The following is a 17,267-nucleotide window of genomic DNA, read 5'->3' as shown; positions in this document are numbered from 1 at the left end:
CGCCCCGCGGGGTGACCCGGGCCTGAAATACTTGGTTCATGCAGGGTGAGTGGGATCGGCAGCGTGAGTTGCTGGATGTGGAGTCGGTGGCGGGGCATCTGCTCGAGCCCGGCAGCGTGTTCGCGTTGCTGGCCGAGCATCGGGATCGCTTGTTCCCGGCGGAGTTGTTCGCCGATCTGTTTCCCTCGGGCCGGGGCCGGCCGTCGATCCCGGGGGAGGTGATCGCCTCGGTCATCGTGCTTCAGGCTCTGTTTGGGCACTCCGACCGGGAGGCCGTGGATGCGTTGACGTTTGACCTGCGGTGGAAGGCCGCGTGCGGGTACGCGGTCGATGCCAAGGGCTTCGACTCGTCGACGTTGACTTACTGGCGGCGCCGGCTGGCCGCCAGCGAGAATCCGCAGCGGATCTTCGAGGTGGTGCGCCAGGTCATCGCCGAGACCGGAGCGGTCAAGACTAAGACCCGCCGCGCACTGGACTCGACGGTTCTGGATGATGCGGTGGCCCGTCAGGACACGATCACCCAACTCATCGCCCAGATCAGGCGGGTCGGCCGCGAAGTGCCCGGCGCGAAAGAGCTGATCGCCTCCGAGTGCACCCGGTTGGCGGCGGTGTGCGGGCACGATTACTCCGAGGCCGGTAAGCCGCGTATTGCCTGGGATGACCAGGCCGCCCGCGACGAGCTGGTCTCGGCCCTGGTCGCAGACGCTCTGGCACTGCTTGAGGCTCTGGATGTTGAGGCGATCACCGCCGCCGGCGGCAGACCAGCCGAGGCGGTGGCGCTGCTGGCATTGGTCGCCGGCCAGGACGTCGAGCCCGCCGAGGATTCCGATGGCACCGACGGCCGGTGGCGCATCGCCCGCCGCACCGTCCCGGACCGGGTGATCTCTACCGTGGACCCCGATGCCCGGCACGCGCACAAGACCCAGCAGCGTCGCCAGGACGGGTTCAAAGCCCACATCGTGGTCGAACCCGATACCGGGCTGACCACTGCGGCCCGGCTGACTCGGGCCAGCGGTCCGGACAATTCCGACGCCGCCGTCGGTGCGGACCTGGTGACCACAGATCCCACCACTACAGACGTCGAACACATTGAAGTGCTCGGAGACTCGGCGTACGCCACCGGAGACATGCTGGCCACCCTCGCCGGAAAGCAGTGGCTGCCCCTGGTCAAACCCTGGCCGACCAGGCCCGCTGTGGAGGGCGGGTTTGGTCTGGATGACTTCACCTTCGATGCCGCGGCAAACACGTTGACCTGCCCGGCTGATGTCACGCGGACAGTGTCGCCGCAGGGCCGGGCGAAGTTCGGTGCGGCCTGCCGGCAGTGTCCGCTGCGCCAGCGGTGCACCACCTCACAATCCGGCCGCTCGGTGCTGCTGGGCGAGCACCATGTGCTGCAACGCCAGCACCGCCAGCGCGCACAGGGCGAGGACTTCCGGGCCACCTACCGGCAGCATCGCCCGATGGTGGAACGCTCCATCGCCTGGCTCACCCGAGGCGCCCGACGAGTGCCCTATCGCGGGGTGGATAAGAACAACAGCTGGCTCCACCACCGCGCCGCCGCCCTCAACCTACGTCGACTGCTAGCCATGGGCCTGACCCACCAGAACGGAGCTTGGGCCCTGGCCTGACCAGCAGTTAGGGGAGCCGCCTCTCACCGATGGCCGGTGAGACCGCGCATAATCACATCAAGTGGACCGAAGACCCTCGGTCGTCGCACCCAGAGTGCTGACCTAAAACGCCGCTCGCCATCCCACCGGTGACGCCCGGGCCCGCCGCTCACACGACCGCCAACCCCAATAGCGCCTTGTTCAGCAGTCTCCTAGGCCGGGCGAGTAGGCGAATCGTCGCGCGAACGTTCCTCGCGGCCCCTGCAACGAAAACTCGCCCCTCGTGAGGGCCGCGGAGCCTGTCTGTCAGGACTGGACAGAAGCCTTGAGCGAAGTCTCGTTTGACGATCCTCTACTGCGACGCACCTAGGCACGGGCCGATCAACGCTCCACCTCTGTCAGTGCATCGCGCAAATGTGTCGCACCAGTGAATCGCGAGAAGCGCGAGCTGAATCCCATAATCTCTTCGGCCGCGAGTGCACCAACCACCGGCTCGGCTATGCGCGGCCCTTGAGGATGAGGTTCCAATACATAGTGGGCAGCCCGTAGCGCTTGAGGTACCACATGTCTCGACGCTCACGCGTGGTGTCGATAATCGGAATACTGGGGACCGGTTCCATGGTGTAGTCGAACTCTGCTAGAAGCATCTTGTTTCGTGCAGTGGTGAGTGGACATGAGGAGTAGCCCCCGTATTGTTCAGCAACCGGGAAGCCTTTCATGGCAGCGAGAAGGTTCTTAGCCACCACCGGGGCCTGCTTGCGGATCGCGGCGCCAGTCTTGGAGTTTGGGGAAGACCCGGCGTCCCCCAAAGCAAAGACATTGGGGTAACGCGTGTGCTGAAGCGTGTTCATATCGACTTCAACGTACCCGCCGGGATCCTCAGGATCGGCGAGCTTCGTGGCTTTGAGCCAATCTGGCGCCGACTGGGGAGGCACCATATGTAGCATCGTGTAGTGGAGATCCTCTTGGGTCTCAGCAGAATTATCCGCGATGGTCGCCGTATTCGTCTCAGGATCTACCGAGACCATCTCACTGTTCTTGCGGACTTCGATCCCATATTCGGCGACTACGCGCTCAAGCTCCTCGGCGAACACTGGTACCCCAAACATTCCTGGAGTTGGAAGGACCAACACGACACGGATGTCGTCAAGTACCCCCTTCTTCCGCCAATAATCAGCCGCAAGGTACGCAATCTTCTGAGGGGCCCCTGCGCACTTGATGGGGCCAGAAGGTTGGGTGAATATAGCCGTCCCAGACCGGGTGGACTTGATCAGATTCCAGGTCTTCGGGGCGAGATCGTAGACGTAGTTGCTCGACGCAGACGGCGACGAGACAGCCTCGGCCATACCGGGCACCTTATTCCAATCAAGCTGAATACCTGGGCAGACGACTAGGTAGTCATAGGTAACCCTACCTCCGGATCCTAATAGCACTGTTTGTGCCTCCGGATCAATATCGACGGCTGCGTCTTTGATCCACGCAACACCCTGAGGGATCACGGAGGACTCCGAGCGTTTAGATTCCTCCTGTGGAGCACATCCACCGCCGACCAGGGTCCACAATGGCTGGTAGTAGTGAGTATCGCTGGGCTCGATGAGACCGACGTCCTCCTGTCCCGCGTGGCGCAGTCGGGCGGCCAGGCTGATTCCCGCGTTGCCTCCACCGATGATCAGAATTGCATGGTGAGTGCTCATGTTGGAAGCCTTTCGTAGCAGCTGTGGCAGTTCTGCCACCCCGCAATGTACCCCCCAAGGTATATAAGTACAGCGGATGGAGGGTCTCCCTTTAGGATCCACTGCTCGGCCTTGGCGTCGATGCCATCGATGACCCGGTGTTCGCCGACCTGGTCCCAGCGCGTACTTCTACGGAATGTAGAATTACACGGCGGAGTCGATGATCAATTGCGGTGAACCCCCTGTGAGGACGTGTGTGGATGGTGATGCGCAGGTCGACCACGCGGCCCGCCCAGGGGATCGATCCCTGGATGCTCGAGGCCGAGCGGACTGTGCAGCGGATTTCCACGCGCCCGGACCTCGGGCCCGCACCGAGATCCTCCCTCGTGGCGCTGGGGCTGTTGGCAGCCCTGCGGGCACTGGGCCTGGTGCTGGTGGCGGAGGCTGTCGCGCGAGGGATCGCGGGACTGGCGGTCGGCACCCTCTCGACCGGGTCGGTGCGGGCGATCCTGGTACTCGGTATGAGTGGTGTGCTGCTGCGGGCCGCTGCCGAATGGGCGACCGAGACGAGTGCACGCAGGGTCGCCATCGCCGTCAAGCAGAACCTGCGGGGTCGGCTGTGGCGCCACATGGTGCAAGCGCACGATCCCCGGGGCGGGACCGCGGTGCTCGCCACGGATGGCTTAGACGATCTGGACGAGTACTACCTGCAATCCGTGCCGGCCATAGTCGCGGCGATCGTGGTGCCCCCGCTACTGCTGGTACGCATCCTCGCCGCCGACTGGGTCAGTGCACTGGCGATTGTAGTGACGATCCCGCTGGTGCCACTGTTCATGGTCCTGATCGGCCGCCACACCGGTCAACGCACAGATGCGGCGTTGCGTGCTCTGGCCAGGCTGTCTGACCATCTGGCCGAACTGGCCCGCGGACTGCCAGTGCTGGTCGGGCTCGGCCGCGTCGAGGAGCAGACGGACTCGCTGGACACCATCCAGCGGATTTACGGGCGCCGCACGCAGGAGACGCTGAGGTGGGCGTTCCTGTCCGCCCTGGCACTTGAGCTCATCGCGACGATCTCTGTGGCGGTAGTAGCGGTCTTCTTGGGTCTCCGCTTGCTTGGCGGGTCGATGGACCTACAGCCCGCACTGCTCGCGCTGCTGCTCGCGCCAGAGTGCTTTACCGTGTTTCGCCGGGTCGGGGTGGCATTCCATGCGTCACAGGATGGCCTCGCGGCTCTGCACCGAGTGCGCGAACATCTCGAGGTAGCACCCGGGACTGACCTGCGAGAAGCCCACGGGGCCACGGTCCGCGTCGCAGGGCTCGAGGTTCGCTATTCCGGTCGCGGGGCCGCGGCATTGACTGGTCTCGACGCAGAGCTGAGCGGCATTGTCGCCGTGACCGGGGCCAGTGGAGCCGGTAAGTCCACGTTCCTCTCGGCGCTGGTCGGGGCGCTGCCGGTCGATGCGATAGTGCATGGTCGAGTCACTGGAATCGAGGCTGACCTCGTGGGGTGGTCACCCCAGTCGCCGCGAGTATTCGGTGCCACCCCACGCGCGGAACTCGCGTTGTATGGCGCGGATCCCGCGGCCGCTCTGGCCGAGGTCGGACTATCCCGGGTCGCCGAGTCGGCTGCCGCCGAACTCAGCCCGGGGGAACTCCGACGCCTGTCTGTGGCGCGCGCACTGGCCCGCGTGGACGCCGGCGCCCGCCTGCTGGTGCTCGACGAGCCGACTGCCCACCTTGACCACCATGCCGCTGAGCTGGTCAGGGACGCGATCGTGCGCCGGGCCGAGCGTGCCACGATCGTGCTGGCGAGCCACGAACCGATGACACTTGATCTCGCCACGAGCACTATTCGGATCTCTGGGCAGGCCGGCCGCGCAGACGATGACGCATCCGCGCTCACCGAGGCCGCTCGGGACGGTGATCTCGGCGCCTCCCCGGTCCCCGCTGTGGACGGGAATGCCGATCAGGGTCGTTACGGGCGGGGACCAGAACAGGGAGTCTGCGCGGGGGCGGACGAGCAGGTGTCGGACGAGACAGGCGGCGCCCAGCGTCTGTCACTCGGTGCGCTGATTGGTGCCCACGGCAGGCTCTGGGCGGGGGCGGTAGGCATCTCGGTGCTCGCCACCTCGCTGGGCTTGGCGCTCACCGCGCTGTCGGGATGGTTGATCGTCCGATCGAGCGTCGAGGAGTACATCATGTATCTCCTGGTGGCGATCGTCGGAGTTCGAGCGTTTGGGATCGGACGCTCGGTGGCCACATACGCCGAACAATTACTCACCCATCACGCCGCCTTTCGAACCATCGATGACCTTCGGCTGCGGCTCTGGCGAACGATCGCAGCACGAGGAACCGGATCCCGGCGGCTGCTCGAGGGTGGGGCGCCCCTGGACTACCTCGTGACCCAGGCCGATGAACTGCGGGACCAACTCCCCAGAGTCGTTACGCCCGTGATCTCCGGAGTCGCCGTACTGCTGGGAGCCACACTCACCACCTGGTTGGTCACTCCTGAGTTCACCGTGCTGGTGGGGGCGGGCTTGGTCACGACCATGGCCCTCGGCGCGGTCCTAGTGGCAACGGTCGAACGTGGGGGTGACGTAGCCAGGGTCGCGGGTCGGTCTCGTCTGGTGCGGGGATCGGCGTCATTGAGTGCAGCGGCTGCGGACCTGCGCGGTAACGGGGTGGCAGCGGCGGCGGTCGACCAACTCGACGAGATAAACCGGAAGCAGTCCGCCGCCGAACGGCGCGCGACCCGCGGCGCCGGGCTCGGCACGGCGGCGGTGACAGCAGGCACGGGCCTCCTGGCGGTGCTCGTGGCAGTGACCGATCCGGCGGTGGACGCGGAACGAGCCAGTGTGATTGCCCTCCTGTGCCTGGCGCTGGGTGAGTCTCTCGCCGCGTGGGTCTCGGCAGTGCACCGTGTGCCGTCCGTGCGCTCACTGCTGCACAGCCTCGGCTCCGTACTGGGCCCCTTCCCGCAGGCCACGTGGGGCGTTGGTGCGCCGAACGGGCCCGTAAATTCGGTGACGCTGGAGCAAGTGAGTGTTCGGTATCCGCACACTGCGCGACCGGCCGTGGCGGGTGTGGATGCTGTTGCGCGCACGGGGTGCTGGTTGTTCCTCGACGGGCCGTCCGGATCGGGTAAGTCCACGCTGCTATCCGCCGTGATGGGGGCACTGCCCCTCAGTGGCGGCACGATCTGGGCCGAGACCTCTCCGATCACGACGTTCGCCGAAAAGGAATGGCGATCCCGCGTGGCCTGGTGTCCACAGGACGCCTACGTCTTTGACTCCACCCTGCGCGGCAATCTCCTCCTATCCAGGCCGGCCGCCCAGGCCCCCGATGACGCCGCACTGCGGCGGGTTCTCGAGCGGGTCGGTTTGACCGTTCTGCTCGACGCGCTCCCCGACGGTCTGGACACCCGGGTCGGGGCCGGCGGTCGGGCCCTATCAGGAGGGGAGCGTCAACGATTGGCGGTGGCACGGGCACTGCTCACGCGCGCCGACGTTCTCCTGCTCGACGAGCCGACTGCGCACCTGGACACGCCGACAGCCGACGCCATGATGGAAGATCTCCGTACCGCCGCCGATGACAAGGTGGTGATCCTGGTCTCGCACCGCCACGATGACCGGCGGCCCGAGGACCAGGTGGTCCGACTCAGCTGAACGAGCCGGAGCGAGCCGTCAGATCCGCATCGTTCACTCATGGCCGGGGGCCGGGGCACCGAGACGGCGGAGTCGATCGCTCATGCGGCCGCCGCGGCAGGAGGCCTGGTGGCCGCAGCCGCGCTCGTTCCTGCTGCTCCCGCTGCGGTCGTCGTCGCCGACGCTGTCGGTCTCACCGCTACCGTCGGCGGCACCGACCCGCAGGATCGCGCGGGCCACCACCTCGTCGCGTACTTCGCGGCGAGCTTGGTCGTCGGCCAACATCTCCACCATCGCGGCGACCTCCGTCTCCGCGAGGACCGCTGTGGGCAGCCCCGGTAACGCTGACCGCCAGGCCCGGAATGCCAGCTGCAAGATGTCGTGCCGCTGCTCCACGTGCGCGCGTTCGTGGGCGATCACGGCCTCGAGCTCATCTGGATCCAGGTTGTCGAGAAGTCCCTGGGAGAGCACCGTGACGGAACCGGCGCCACGGGGGATGCAATATGCCACTGGTGCGGCCTCGTCGATCACGCGCGTTCGCGCGCGGGTCGGGTGGGGCGCTGTGAGTAGTTGGAGCAGCGTCAAATGTCGGCGCCGTTGCCGCGTGACCTGGACGACGGTCGCACCCAGGTGCGCGAGAAGGTAGCAGCCCAGCAGGATTGCGGGGACGACTGCGGCCAGGGAATGGATCGGCGCGACCGCGCGGCCGATCAGCGCGAGTGCCCCGATCATCGAGACCCCGCCGGCCAGGCCGATGGCCTGCCAGAGAAGGAGCGCGCGGGCCGGGGCGTGCATCGGCCAGCGTGCGCGAGCCAACAGGACCGGCACCGGCCAGGCCAGGGCCAGGGCGACCCCGGCCAACAGGAGCCCCACGGCGCCGGTGGACATCGCCGACTGGGGGATCAGCCGTTTCCCTTCAGTAGCGTGCGTAACGCCGCCGCCTCATCGTTGGAGACCCCGCCGACGAATCGTGCAAGTACTGCGTGCCGGTCCCGGGAGTCTCCAAGGACTTCGTGCATGAGTTCCGCGGTGTAATCCTCCCGCGTGGCCACGGCGCGGTAGCGGTGGGGGCGGGCGGTGCGATCCGAGACGACCAGACCTTTGCGGGCAAGGCGGCTCAAGACCGTGAGCAGGGTGGTCACGGCGGGTGGGCGCTCCCGGGAGCTGTCGAGCACGCCCTTGACGTCGTACGCCGTCACCGGCCCACTGTGGTCCCAGATCACGTCCATAACGGCACGCTCCAACTCGCCCAGGGTCGCCACGGTGATCCTCTCCTCCTGCTTTGTAGCCGGATTCTATCAGTGGCGAAAGAAATTCGACTCTCGGTAGAAATATTTCTACGCTATGTAGAATGCCGATGGCGGGTGAACACGACACCCGATCCGGTGAAAGGGGTTGGCGTCCTATGGACGTTGTCGAGATCGCACGCTGGCAGTTCGGCATCACGACCGTCTACCACTTCCTCATGGTCCCGCTCACTATCGGACTCGGGGCGATGGTCGCCGTGATGCACACCGCCTGGGTGCGCAGCGGCCAGGAGAAATTTCTCCGGATGACCAAATTCTGGGGAAAGCTCTACCTCATCAACTTCATCCTCGGCGTGGCCACGGGCCTGGTCCAGGAGTTCCAGTTCGGAATGGCCTGGAGCGAGTACTCCCGGTTCGTCGGGGACGTGTTCGGTGCCCCGCTCGCGCTCGAGGGCCTGCTCGCCTTCTTCCTCGAATCGACCTTCCTCGGTATCTGGATCTTCGGCTGGGGCAGGCTGCGCAAGGGAGTGCACCTCGCGGCCCTGTGGTGCGCGGTGATCGGATCCTGGGTCTCGGCCTACTTCATCATCGTCGCAAACTCGTGGATGCAGCACCCCGTGGGCGTCGAGCTCGGCGAGGACGGCCGGCCGGTCATGACTGACGTGTGGGCCGTGCTCACCAACAACACCGCACTGGCAGCGTTCACCCACGCCGTCTTTGGTGCGCTCGTGGTGGGAGGGATGTTCCTGCTCGGGATCGCCTGGTACCACCTGTGGCGCCGCCGGCATGACGGGATCGACACCGTCGACGAGCGCGGGCACGTGATCGTGGGGCAGGCCCAGGACATACCAGGACGCGACCGCACCGACCACGGCGTCTGGATCTGGTCCCTGCGATTCGGCGCGATAGTCGCCATGGTGGGGTTCCTCGGCACAGTCGTCACCGGCGACATCCAGGGCAAACTCATGTACGAGCAGCAGCCCATGAAGATGGCTGCCGCCGAGGCCGCCTGCCACTCCGGCTCCTCCTTCTCGGTGCTCTCGCTGGGCAACCCGGGATCCACGGACTGCCGCGACGTCACCACTCTCATCGAGGTCCCCGGCGTTCTCGGCTTCCTCGCCACCGGGGAGTGGGGCGTCGACATGCCGGGTATTCGCGACCTCGAACCCGAGTACGTGGACCGTTACGGCGAGACGATTCCGGACGACGCCCTGTACGGCGACCGGGCGGGCGCGCAGATCGAGTACGTCCCCGTCATGTGGGTGACCTACTGGGGCTTTCGCCTCATGATCGGCCTCGGCGGGATAGTCGCCGCCGCCGGAGCGGTTGCCCTGTGGCTCACCCGGCGCGGCACCGTCCCCGGATCCCGCGGGCTCATGCGACTCGCGCTCGCCGGAATCCTCGCACCGTTCGCCGCGAACATCGCCGGATGGATCTTCACCGAGATGGGCCGACAGCCGTTCGTCGTGGCCCCGAACCCCGCCGTGACCGGAGCCGACTCCGTGTACATGTACACCCAGGCCGCCGTATCTCCCGGTGTGACCGCCGGGGAGCTGCTGTTCTCCCTCATCTCCCTGGGCTCCGTCTACGGGGTTCTGCTGGTCGTCGAGGTGTACCTGCTGGTGCGGTATACGCGCGGTGGAGTCGCCAGTGCGATGCCCGAACTCATTGGTCAGGACGACGACGACGTCGACGACCCGGACGGCGAGCACGACGACGTGCTGTCGTTTGCCTACTGACCACGAGACGAGGAACAACCATGGAACCCCTTGCAATCATCTGGTTTGTCGCCATCGCCCTCCTGTGGACCGGGTACCTCCTGCTCGAGGGATTCGATCTGGGCGTGGGCATGCACATGATCTTCTCGACCCGCAGCGAACGCGACCGCCGCGTCATGCTCAACACCATCGGCCCCGTCTGGGACGGCAACGAGGTGTGGCTCATCACCGCCGTCGCTGCCCTCTTCGCCGCGTTCTCGCCCTGGTACGCCGCGCTACTGTCCGCCCTCTACGTGCCGCTGACCCTCGCGTTGCTCGGACTCATCCTGCGGGCCGTCGGTATCGAGTACCGGGGCAAGGTCGGCACAAGGGTCTGGGCGACGTTCTGGACGTACATGATCGGCCTCGGTTCCGCGGCCGTCGCGTTCTTCATCGGCGCGCTGCTCGCGCTCACCTCGATCGGACTGCCTATCGACGGCAACGGCGACCGCGTCGGCGGTCCCTTTGCCTGGCTCTCGTGGCCCGCCCTCGTCGGTGGCCTCGCCGTGGTGGGATTTGCCCTGGCCCACTCCGCCACGTTCCTGGCGCTCAAGGCCGACGGCCCAGTGCGGCGGCGCGCATCCGGTTTCGCCGTCCGGTGGGCTCCCCTCTGCCTGCTGCCGCTGCTCGTCTGGATTGCGATGGTGCAATTCGAGCACGGTGCCGGACCGGCGGGGTGGACGGTCGCCCTTCTCGCCGTGGTCTCCGGTGGCGTCGGATGGGCTCAGGCACGCGCGGGCCGGGAAGGGCTCGCGTTTACCGGCTATGCCGGCACCGGCCTGTTCGGGCTGGCCGCGATCTTCCTGGCCATGTTCCCGGTTCTGCTGCCGTCCACAATCGACAGTGCCTTCGACATCACGGTGCAGTCCGCGGCGCACAGTACGTATACCCTCGGCGTGTTGACCGTCATCACGGTCGTGGCGCTGCCTGTGATCCTCTGTTACCAGGCATGGAGCTACTGGGTGTTCCGGCACCGCGTCACACCCGGGATGATCCCCGAGCCACACGTAATTCTGCCGGCGATCCTGCGGGCCGAAGACGCCGGGCGCCAGGTGTAACCACCCATCAGCCGACTGCGACCAACCTGATGGCCGGGTCCGTCGTAGACGGCAGGACCGCCTCGGCAGACTGGCCCCCATTGAATTCGAGACCATCATGACCGACGAGGCCCTTCAGACCGCGTGACTAACCCTGTCACCTAACCGTGCATCAGCTCCCGGCGCTCGGTGGCGGGTTTCTGCCAGTACTGGCTGGCGGTCCGGTGTCGTGCTGCAGTGCCTACCGCGAGCAAGATTCGCGGGAGGCGCTATTGCTACGACTGCGGGAGGTCGCGGGTCAGCGGGACTACTTCCCACTGGGTGTCGCTTCGCACCTCCTCGACCAGATCCGGCCTAGTCGAGTAGACCTCAATCCATCCTGTCTCGGGTTGAATCTCGAGGAACAGTGTCTCGTCGTCGGACCACAAGAAGGATGGTTCGGGGTGGAGGAACGGGTCCATGAGAGCCGCCGTGGAAGCTGATACCAGCTGGTAGTCGTAGGAGCTGCCATAGTCGCCGTCATCGACGATTGTGATAGTGCGTGCGGCGTCGGATGTTCCGATTGGATCGCCGTTCGCTGTCCAGATCGCGGCTTTCCACTGCAGGACAGACGCGGTGCTGCAGTAGCGCTGCGCGATCTCGATGGCAGGGCCAGCGCTACACCCGACCAGGCGATCCACACCTATCGCCAGCTCCGGGGTGTTGGCGCTGTCGATCATCGATGTCAATCCACGGCGGGGCGGATACTGCGCACCTACACGCTCAGCGACCTCATGCCATGAGCTCCACCCGGCCACGTCGCGGCCCGTATGGAGCGTGATCGGACACAGGATCCGCACCCCGTAGGGAAAGAGATCTCGGACAGCACCCACGGTCCCGGTCTCGAGCAACGCTGCGATGCGCCCCTTGCCGCACACTGGCGACCACCCATCCATGTCGCTTCCCCTTCCTCGTCTACGTCGTATGTCGTTGGAGGGCGCGGTACAACGTTGACCGTCCGACTTCCAGATCGCGGGCGATCGCCGACGGCCCCTCCCCTGCCTCGATGCGGGCGCGGGCCTTGTCGATCTGCTCGTCAGTCAGGACGCGTTTGCGTCCCTTGTACTTGCCCTTCGCCTTGGCGATGGCGATGCCCTCGGCCTGGCGTTCACGGATGATGGCCCGCTCGAACTCGGCGAACGCACCGAGCAGCGAGAGCATCAGGTCTGCTCTAGGATCCTGGGCGCCGGCGGCGTAGGTGGCCCGCTCGTGGACGAACTCCACACTGGCGCCCTTGGCGGTGATCTCGCCGACGATCTGCTTGAGATCAACCAGAGAACGGGCGAGCCGGTCCATCGACGCAACAACCAGCTCGTCACCGTCCCGGAGATACCTGATGCACTCTTCTAGCTTCACGCGATCGGCACGCGAGCGAGCGGACTGTTTCTCGACGTAGACCCGGTCGCACTCCCCCACCGCTTCGAGCTGACGCGCCTCGTTCTGATCGGCCGCCGACACCCGCACGTACGCCACTCGCTGCCCACGAGGACGCGAGGCCCGGCGAGCCGGCTTCGGATCCGGCTTTGGCTTTCGTTTCGGGTTCCGCTCGATGATGTTCTCCGAGTCCGTCGACTCCACCCGAAAGCTCCAGCCCAACTCGTCCCGGCGCCGGAACCGAGTCCGCTCTTTCCCGCGGCTAACGATGAGCACCTCCTCGCCACCATCACCCGAACGGTTGAGCAACGTCCCGATCCGATCGGCCATCGAAGAGACCCTTTCGCCCGGAATCTGTATCAGTAGATATTAGACCCGACGGGAAGACGTTTCATAAACGCCGAAGTGGACCCTGTGACACAGCGGCGATGGTAGACGTCATATCGTCCCGCACGGGTGTACCCCTGAGAGACAGGTGCAAGCCGCCTAACGATGTCTCGAAGTGTTGCAACCAAAGCTTCTCCGAGGGTGGGTGCGATTGAAATGGCCGGCATCCGGACCCCCCAACTTCAGCCCGCGCTAAAAACCCGGTGTCTCGGAATACGACACCTGATCAGTGAAGGGCCTGCAAGCGGAATCGAATGGCCATCCTCGTATCTCTTCCTCCCCCGGAGGTTCCCTCCAGTTCACAGAAGATCTCGCAAATAGAGATCGGGCTCACACCCTCCTTGAGCCCGAACGTGGATCGCTTGACCCCGCCCTTACGTCATAGTTCTCAATTGAGGTATGAAGCTCGTACCCGCTGCCTACCTGGCCTCATATCTGCTTTCCCTGCTGGGGAACTCCATCGCGAGTATCGCGCTGCCACTGATCGTTCTTCAGGTCACCGGGAGCGTCCTCGGCGCTGGGGCGGTCGCCGCGGCAACCGCGATCCCCGCAGTGCTCGCCGGTCTGCTGATGGGGGTGGTGATCGACCGGATCAACCGCCGCACCTCTTCGGTGGTCACCGATCTGATCTCGGCCGCCGCGATCGCCGCTCTACCGGTGATCGACATGACGACCGGCCTCAACCTGGGATGGTTCATCCTGATGGGGATCATCGGATCACTCGGAGACGTCCCCGGAATGACCGCCCGCGACGCGCTACTCCCGGCCATCGTCCGCCACGGCGGGATCACCTCCGAACGACTCATGGGACTCCGCGAGACCCTGGGAGCCCTCGCGCTTCTCGCCGGCCCCGCAGCCGCCGGGACACTCATGACGATCTTCGACGGATCCACGGTGCTGTGGATCACCGCAGCCACTTCCCTGGCGGCCGCCCTGATCACGCTGCTGCTTCCCCACCGGGTAGGAGAGATCGTCCGAACAGGGAAATTGGACACATCGGAGGGCCGGAACAGCTGGGCGCAGCTCCGCGACGGGTGGCGGGTACTCCTCGGCAGCCCGTTCCTCGTGGCCACCACGATCCTCAGTCTCGCCATTGTGGTCGTGCTCGCAGCCTTGCAGGGGTTGATCCTGCCGGTCTACTTCACCTACGAAGAGCAACCGGGGATGCTCGGCTTTGTTCTCACCGCCATCGCACTGGGGACACTCGTCGGCGGCACGGCCTATGCCGTCGCCGGCGCCAGGGGACGGCGCAGGACATGGTTCCTCGTGGGACTGCTGGGCACCACCCTCGGCCTGGGGATCATCGCCTCGCTGGCCGCGATCTGGCTGGTCTTCACTGGCGCATTCGTGCTGGGGCTCGCCAGTGGGTTGTTCGGGAGTTTGATCGGGGTGCTGATGATCGAGCGCATCCCCGAGCAAATGCGCGGGAGAATCATGGGGACCCAGAATGCGCTGATGACGGCGGCGGCACCACTGGGGATCGTTGCCGCCGCGCTGCTCATCGAGTTCACCGGCATGAATGCCGCAGCCTTGGCCATCTGCAGTGTGTGGTTGATCGCCCTTGTGATCGGTCTGGCTGCACAGTCTCTGCGTAACTTGGAGCCCGGGGCTGCACTGGCGCACGAGGAAGAACGAGTGGTGGTCGACGATGCATAGCGGAGAGCTGGCGCGATTGACCGGCGTGACCGTCCGGACGTTGCGCCACTACCACAAGGTCGGGGTACTGGCCGAGCCCGAGAGGCGAAGCAACGGATACCGCGAGTACACCGTCCACGACCTGATCCGGGTGCTGAGGATCAGACGCCTGGCATCCCTCGGGATCGCTCTGGACACGATGGGCGACCTCCTGGACGGCACCGGTGATACTGCAGGAGATCTCCTGGACGAGCTCGATGCGGAACTGTCCGCTCAGATCGACCATCTGACCGGTCAGCGCGAACTCATCGCGCGGCTGCGCGAGCACAACGTAGCCCCGGATCTGCCGCCGGAGTTGGCGCCGTTCCTGGCGGTGTTCGCAGGCACCGGGACATCCCCGGATTTGGCGAGGTTCGACCGAGAACAGTCCATCCTCATCGCCCATCTCGCGGGAGAGGACGGGGTCGCCCACATCACGCGCCTGTACCAACTTCTCAGTGATCCGGCGATCGCCCCCACCGTGCAGGCCGTCAATCAGCAGTTCGACACGCTCGGTCCCCACAGCGCGGACGAAGAGATCGAGGAACTGATCGATAGCTTCATGTCCGTCGTCGTTCCCGTGATGTTCACCGGCGACACGGAGTTCGAACCGGAGGTCGACCACAGCCTGCTGACGGAATTCGTCACCGAGTACAGCGAGGACCTTCTCAACGAACAGCAGCGGCGGACTCTCGACGAGCTCGGGGACCGGCTCAGTCACTACGTCGAGAACCGGGAGACGTCATCGACAACCCCGGGTCGGGAGCGCTGATCTCGATGGGTGATGTCAGTGTCCGGAGTGGGTCTGTCGAGGTCGGAACAGCTGGGCAGTCAGCTGGTTCGGTCCAGGATGAGCCGGATCGCTTCCTGGGGTGCGTCCCATTGCGGGAAGTGGCCGCACCGATCGAACCAGTGCAGCGTCGCGTCGGGGAAGGCTCTGCACGCTCGCCGGGCCTGTCGCGGCACGGTCACGAGATCTCGACGTCCCCAACCGATGGTGACCCGACCCGGCGCCGTTCCCGCAGGTGCGCCGTCCTGTGTGGGGCCTTTGGTCAGCGCGTCCATTGCCGCACCCGTCGCCGGCGCATCGGCCAGACCGGCCACATCGGGCAGCACGGTCTGCGCTGACAGGGCCCATGGTCGAGCGGACAACTGCGCCAGCAATGCGGTCCGACTCACCGGATTACCCATGAGCGCCGGCAGTGCTCCTCGCAACGCCCTGACCAGCGCGATCGATGGTCGCAGGGTGGCACTGAAGATCGCCAGTTCGCGATCGCTCCAGAATCCACCCGGATCCAACGCCACCGTGTCACCACCGACACCGCGCCGGGCGAGCTCGAGAACGATCCGCCCACCCATCGACTGCCCGGCCGTGGCGACCCCCTCCAGACCCAGTTCCTCGATGAATCCGGCGACCGCGTCGGCCAGCGCGGCAACCGTCACCTCGCCATCCAACGGCGGGGAGTCACCGAAACCAGGCAGGTCCACCGCGATGACCTCACGACTCGCGGCCAGGTCGTCGAGGATGGGCTCCCAGGATCGCCAGCCCGCGCCGAGGCCGTGCACGAGAAGTAGAGGACTGCCCTCTCCGCGTCGAACATGATTGAGCGTCATGTGAGAAGCCTACGGATCGCGCCGGAGCAAGGCCGGCCGAGACATCTCACGATCGGGGTGCTGATGACGAGGTCCGGGGTAGCCGACCGGCGGCGACGGGTGGGACGATCGGGATATGGGCACCCCGGGCGGAATGAAACGAGATCGTGACGAGGACGGCCGCGCGCGCAACTCACGGCCCCGCGACGCACTCGGTCGTCCGCTTCCGCTCGGAAGCGTCGGGGTCGAACGCATTCCCGAAGACCTGGATCTGACGCCCGCCCAATCGCTGGCCTGGGCACAGGATCTGTTGGATCGTGGCCTCGCCTTCAATGCGCACGAAGTTCTGGAAGGCGCCTGGAAGAGTTGCCCTGCCGGCGAGCGCAAGCTGTGGCAGGGACTCGCTCAACTTGCCGTCGGAATCACCCACATCCAGCGCGGCAACACCAAGGGTGCGTTGTCTCTGCTCGAGCGTGCAGCCGAACGTATCGGATACCACGACACCCCGGCACCTCACGGAATCGATGCGACCGACTTGGTCTCCTACGCCGAAGAGCTCATCGTCGAGCTGCGACGGGGCGCAGACCCGGCACCGGATCAGTTGGCGCCGCGCCTTGTCGGCCCGACTTCCCCCACGTCAGACAGGTAGGGTCCCCGGATGCACCAGGCTCGGTGGACGGCTCAGCACACACAGGACGTCGCTCCGCATCGCGTCACAAAAAAGCTCACCCTCGTCATCTCGCTCCTGACAGCGCTGACCGGCTGCTCGTCCGACGGCAGCTCCGAGGACAACGCCACCACTCCACCACCGGCGTCGGACGAGGCGGTGAACGCGACGTCGGGAGCGTTGGAACTGGCGGTCTCTCAGACCTGCTCCCCCGGCTCGGACCCGCACTGCATTCCTTACTACGACGAACACATCCTCGTCATCCCCACGGCATTCGAGCGCGCAGGCGTCGAGTCCGCCAGCGGCGACCCGTCAGCCGGAGAGTTCGACATGGTCACTGTGCAGCTCGACAGTGCTGGAACCGAGGTGGTTCAGAGAATGACGGCCGAGGCCTTGCAGGGTGGAGACCGCGCCCGACTCGTGATGAAGGTGGGAGACACCGTCATCTCCGCGGCGCGGGTGCGAGGCGAGCTGCGAACCGACCACATGCAGGTTGCTCTCCCACCGGACGCCCCCACCGAGGACATCCTCGAGAACCTGAACGGACCCGGCGAGTAGCGCTGGGAGT

General features: G+C 65.8%; 14 protein-coding genes. 8 read left to right on the top strand and 6 right to left on the bottom strand.

The window, feature by feature from the left end; genetic code table 11:
• The first annotated feature begins 38 nt into the window (after positions 1–38).
• Positions 39–1,628: an IS1182 family transposase gene (locus A6048_RS07745; RefSeq protein ID WP_033098515.1), complete on the top strand. Its 1,590-nt coding sequence runs from the start codon at positions 39–41 to the stop codon at positions 1,626–1,628.
• A 476-nt stretch (positions 1,629–2,104) separates the two neighbouring features.
• Here A6048_RS07745 and A6048_RS07740 read toward each other — a convergent pair whose 3' ends face one another.
• Complete coding sequence (locus tag A6048_RS07740) at positions 2,105–3,301, bottom strand: NAD(P)/FAD-dependent oxidoreductase (protein ID WP_107749161.1); 1,197 nt, start codon at positions 3,299–3,301, stop codon at positions 2,105–2,107.
• A 239-nt stretch (positions 3,302–3,540) separates the two neighbouring features.
• On the opposite strand from A6048_RS07740, the gene cydC reads away from it, so the two are divergent.
• Positions 3,541–6,945, top strand: a complete 3,405-nt coding sequence (cydC, locus tag A6048_RS07735) for a thiol reductant ABC exporter subunit CydC (RefSeq protein WP_108835165.1) — start codon at positions 3,541–3,543, stop codon at positions 6,943–6,945.
• A gap of 33 nt (positions 6,946–6,978) precedes the next feature.
• Here cydC and A6048_RS07730 read toward each other — a convergent pair whose 3' ends face one another.
• Positions 6,979–7,812, bottom strand: a complete 834-nt coding sequence (locus A6048_RS07730) for a M56 family metallopeptidase (protein WP_069388422.1) — start codon at positions 7,810–7,812, stop codon at positions 6,979–6,981.
• Positions 7,813–7,826: 14 nt separating this feature from the next.
• On the bottom strand, positions 7,827–8,186 hold the full coding sequence (locus A6048_RS07725; RefSeq protein ID WP_107749162.1) for a BlaI/MecI/CopY family transcriptional regulator: 360 nt from the start codon (positions 8,184–8,186) through the stop codon (positions 7,827–7,829).
• Between the two features lie 143 nt (positions 8,187–8,329).
• Here A6048_RS07725 and A6048_RS07720 point away from each other — a divergent pair, with 143 nt between their 5' ends.
• Positions 8,330–9,910, top strand: coding sequence for a cytochrome ubiquinol oxidase subunit I (locus A6048_RS07720; protein ID WP_069388424.1), 1,581 nt, complete (start codon positions 8,330–8,332; stop codon positions 9,908–9,910).
• 20 nt (positions 9,911–9,930) lie between these two features.
• The gene (gene cydB / locus A6048_RS07715) at positions 9,931–10,986 is read left to right on the top strand and encodes a cytochrome d ubiquinol oxidase subunit II (protein ID WP_069388425.1); all 1,056 of its coding nucleotides are present in this window, start codon (positions 9,931–9,933) and stop codon (positions 10,984–10,986) included.
• A 254-nt stretch (positions 10,987–11,240) separates the two neighbouring features.
• Here the strand turns inward: cydB and A6048_RS07710 are convergent, their stop codons facing one another.
• Positions 11,241–11,684, bottom strand: a complete 444-nt coding sequence (locus A6048_RS07710) for a hypothetical protein (protein ID WP_107749163.1) — start codon at positions 11,682–11,684, stop codon at positions 11,241–11,243.
• Between the two features lie 235 nt (positions 11,685–11,919).
• A complete protein-coding gene (locus tag A6048_RS07705) occupies positions 11,920–12,708 on the bottom strand; it encodes a recombinase family protein (protein WP_107749164.1) in 789 nt (262 codons plus the stop codon).
• Between the two features lie 456 nt (positions 12,709–13,164).
• On the opposite strand from A6048_RS07705, the gene A6048_RS07700 reads away from it, so the two are divergent.
• A complete protein-coding gene (locus tag A6048_RS07700; RefSeq protein ID WP_107749165.1) occupies positions 13,165–14,421 on the top strand; it encodes an MFS transporter in 1,257 nt (418 codons plus the stop codon).
• Positions 14,414–15,211, top strand: coding sequence for a MerR family transcriptional regulator (locus A6048_RS07695; RefSeq protein WP_107749166.1), 798 nt, complete (start codon positions 14,414–14,416; stop codon positions 15,209–15,211). Before A6048_RS07700 ends, A6048_RS07695 begins: the two co-directional genes overlap by 8 nt.
• 59 nt (positions 15,212–15,270) lie before the next feature.
• On the opposite strand, the gene A6048_RS07690 is transcribed toward A6048_RS07695, so the two are convergent.
• The gene (locus A6048_RS07690; protein WP_107749167.1) at positions 15,271–16,053 is read right to left on the bottom strand and encodes an alpha/beta fold hydrolase; all 783 of its coding nucleotides are present in this window, start codon (positions 16,051–16,053) and stop codon (positions 15,271–15,273) included.
• Positions 16,054–16,168: 115 nt separating this feature from the next.
• Between A6048_RS07690 and A6048_RS07685 the strand changes: the two genes are divergently transcribed.
• Positions 16,169–16,681, top strand: coding sequence for a DUF309 domain-containing protein (locus A6048_RS07685; RefSeq protein WP_107749168.1), 513 nt, complete (start codon positions 16,169–16,171; stop codon positions 16,679–16,681).
• Between the two features lie 9 nt (positions 16,682–16,690).
• The gene (locus tag A6048_RS07680) at positions 16,691–17,257 is read left to right on the top strand and encodes a hypothetical protein (protein ID WP_107749169.1); all 567 of its coding nucleotides are present in this window, start codon (positions 16,691–16,693) and stop codon (positions 17,255–17,257) included.
• The last annotated feature ends 10 nt before the right edge of the window (positions 17,258–17,267 follow it).

This window comes from Dietzia psychralcaliphila (assembly GCF_003096095.1).
Classification (GTDB): domain Bacteria; phylum Actinomycetota; class Actinomycetes; order Mycobacteriales; family Mycobacteriaceae; genus Dietzia; species Dietzia psychralcaliphila.
The sequence above is the reverse complement of the archived record's forward strand: the minus strand, read 5'-3'. Positions and strand labels throughout refer to the sequence as shown.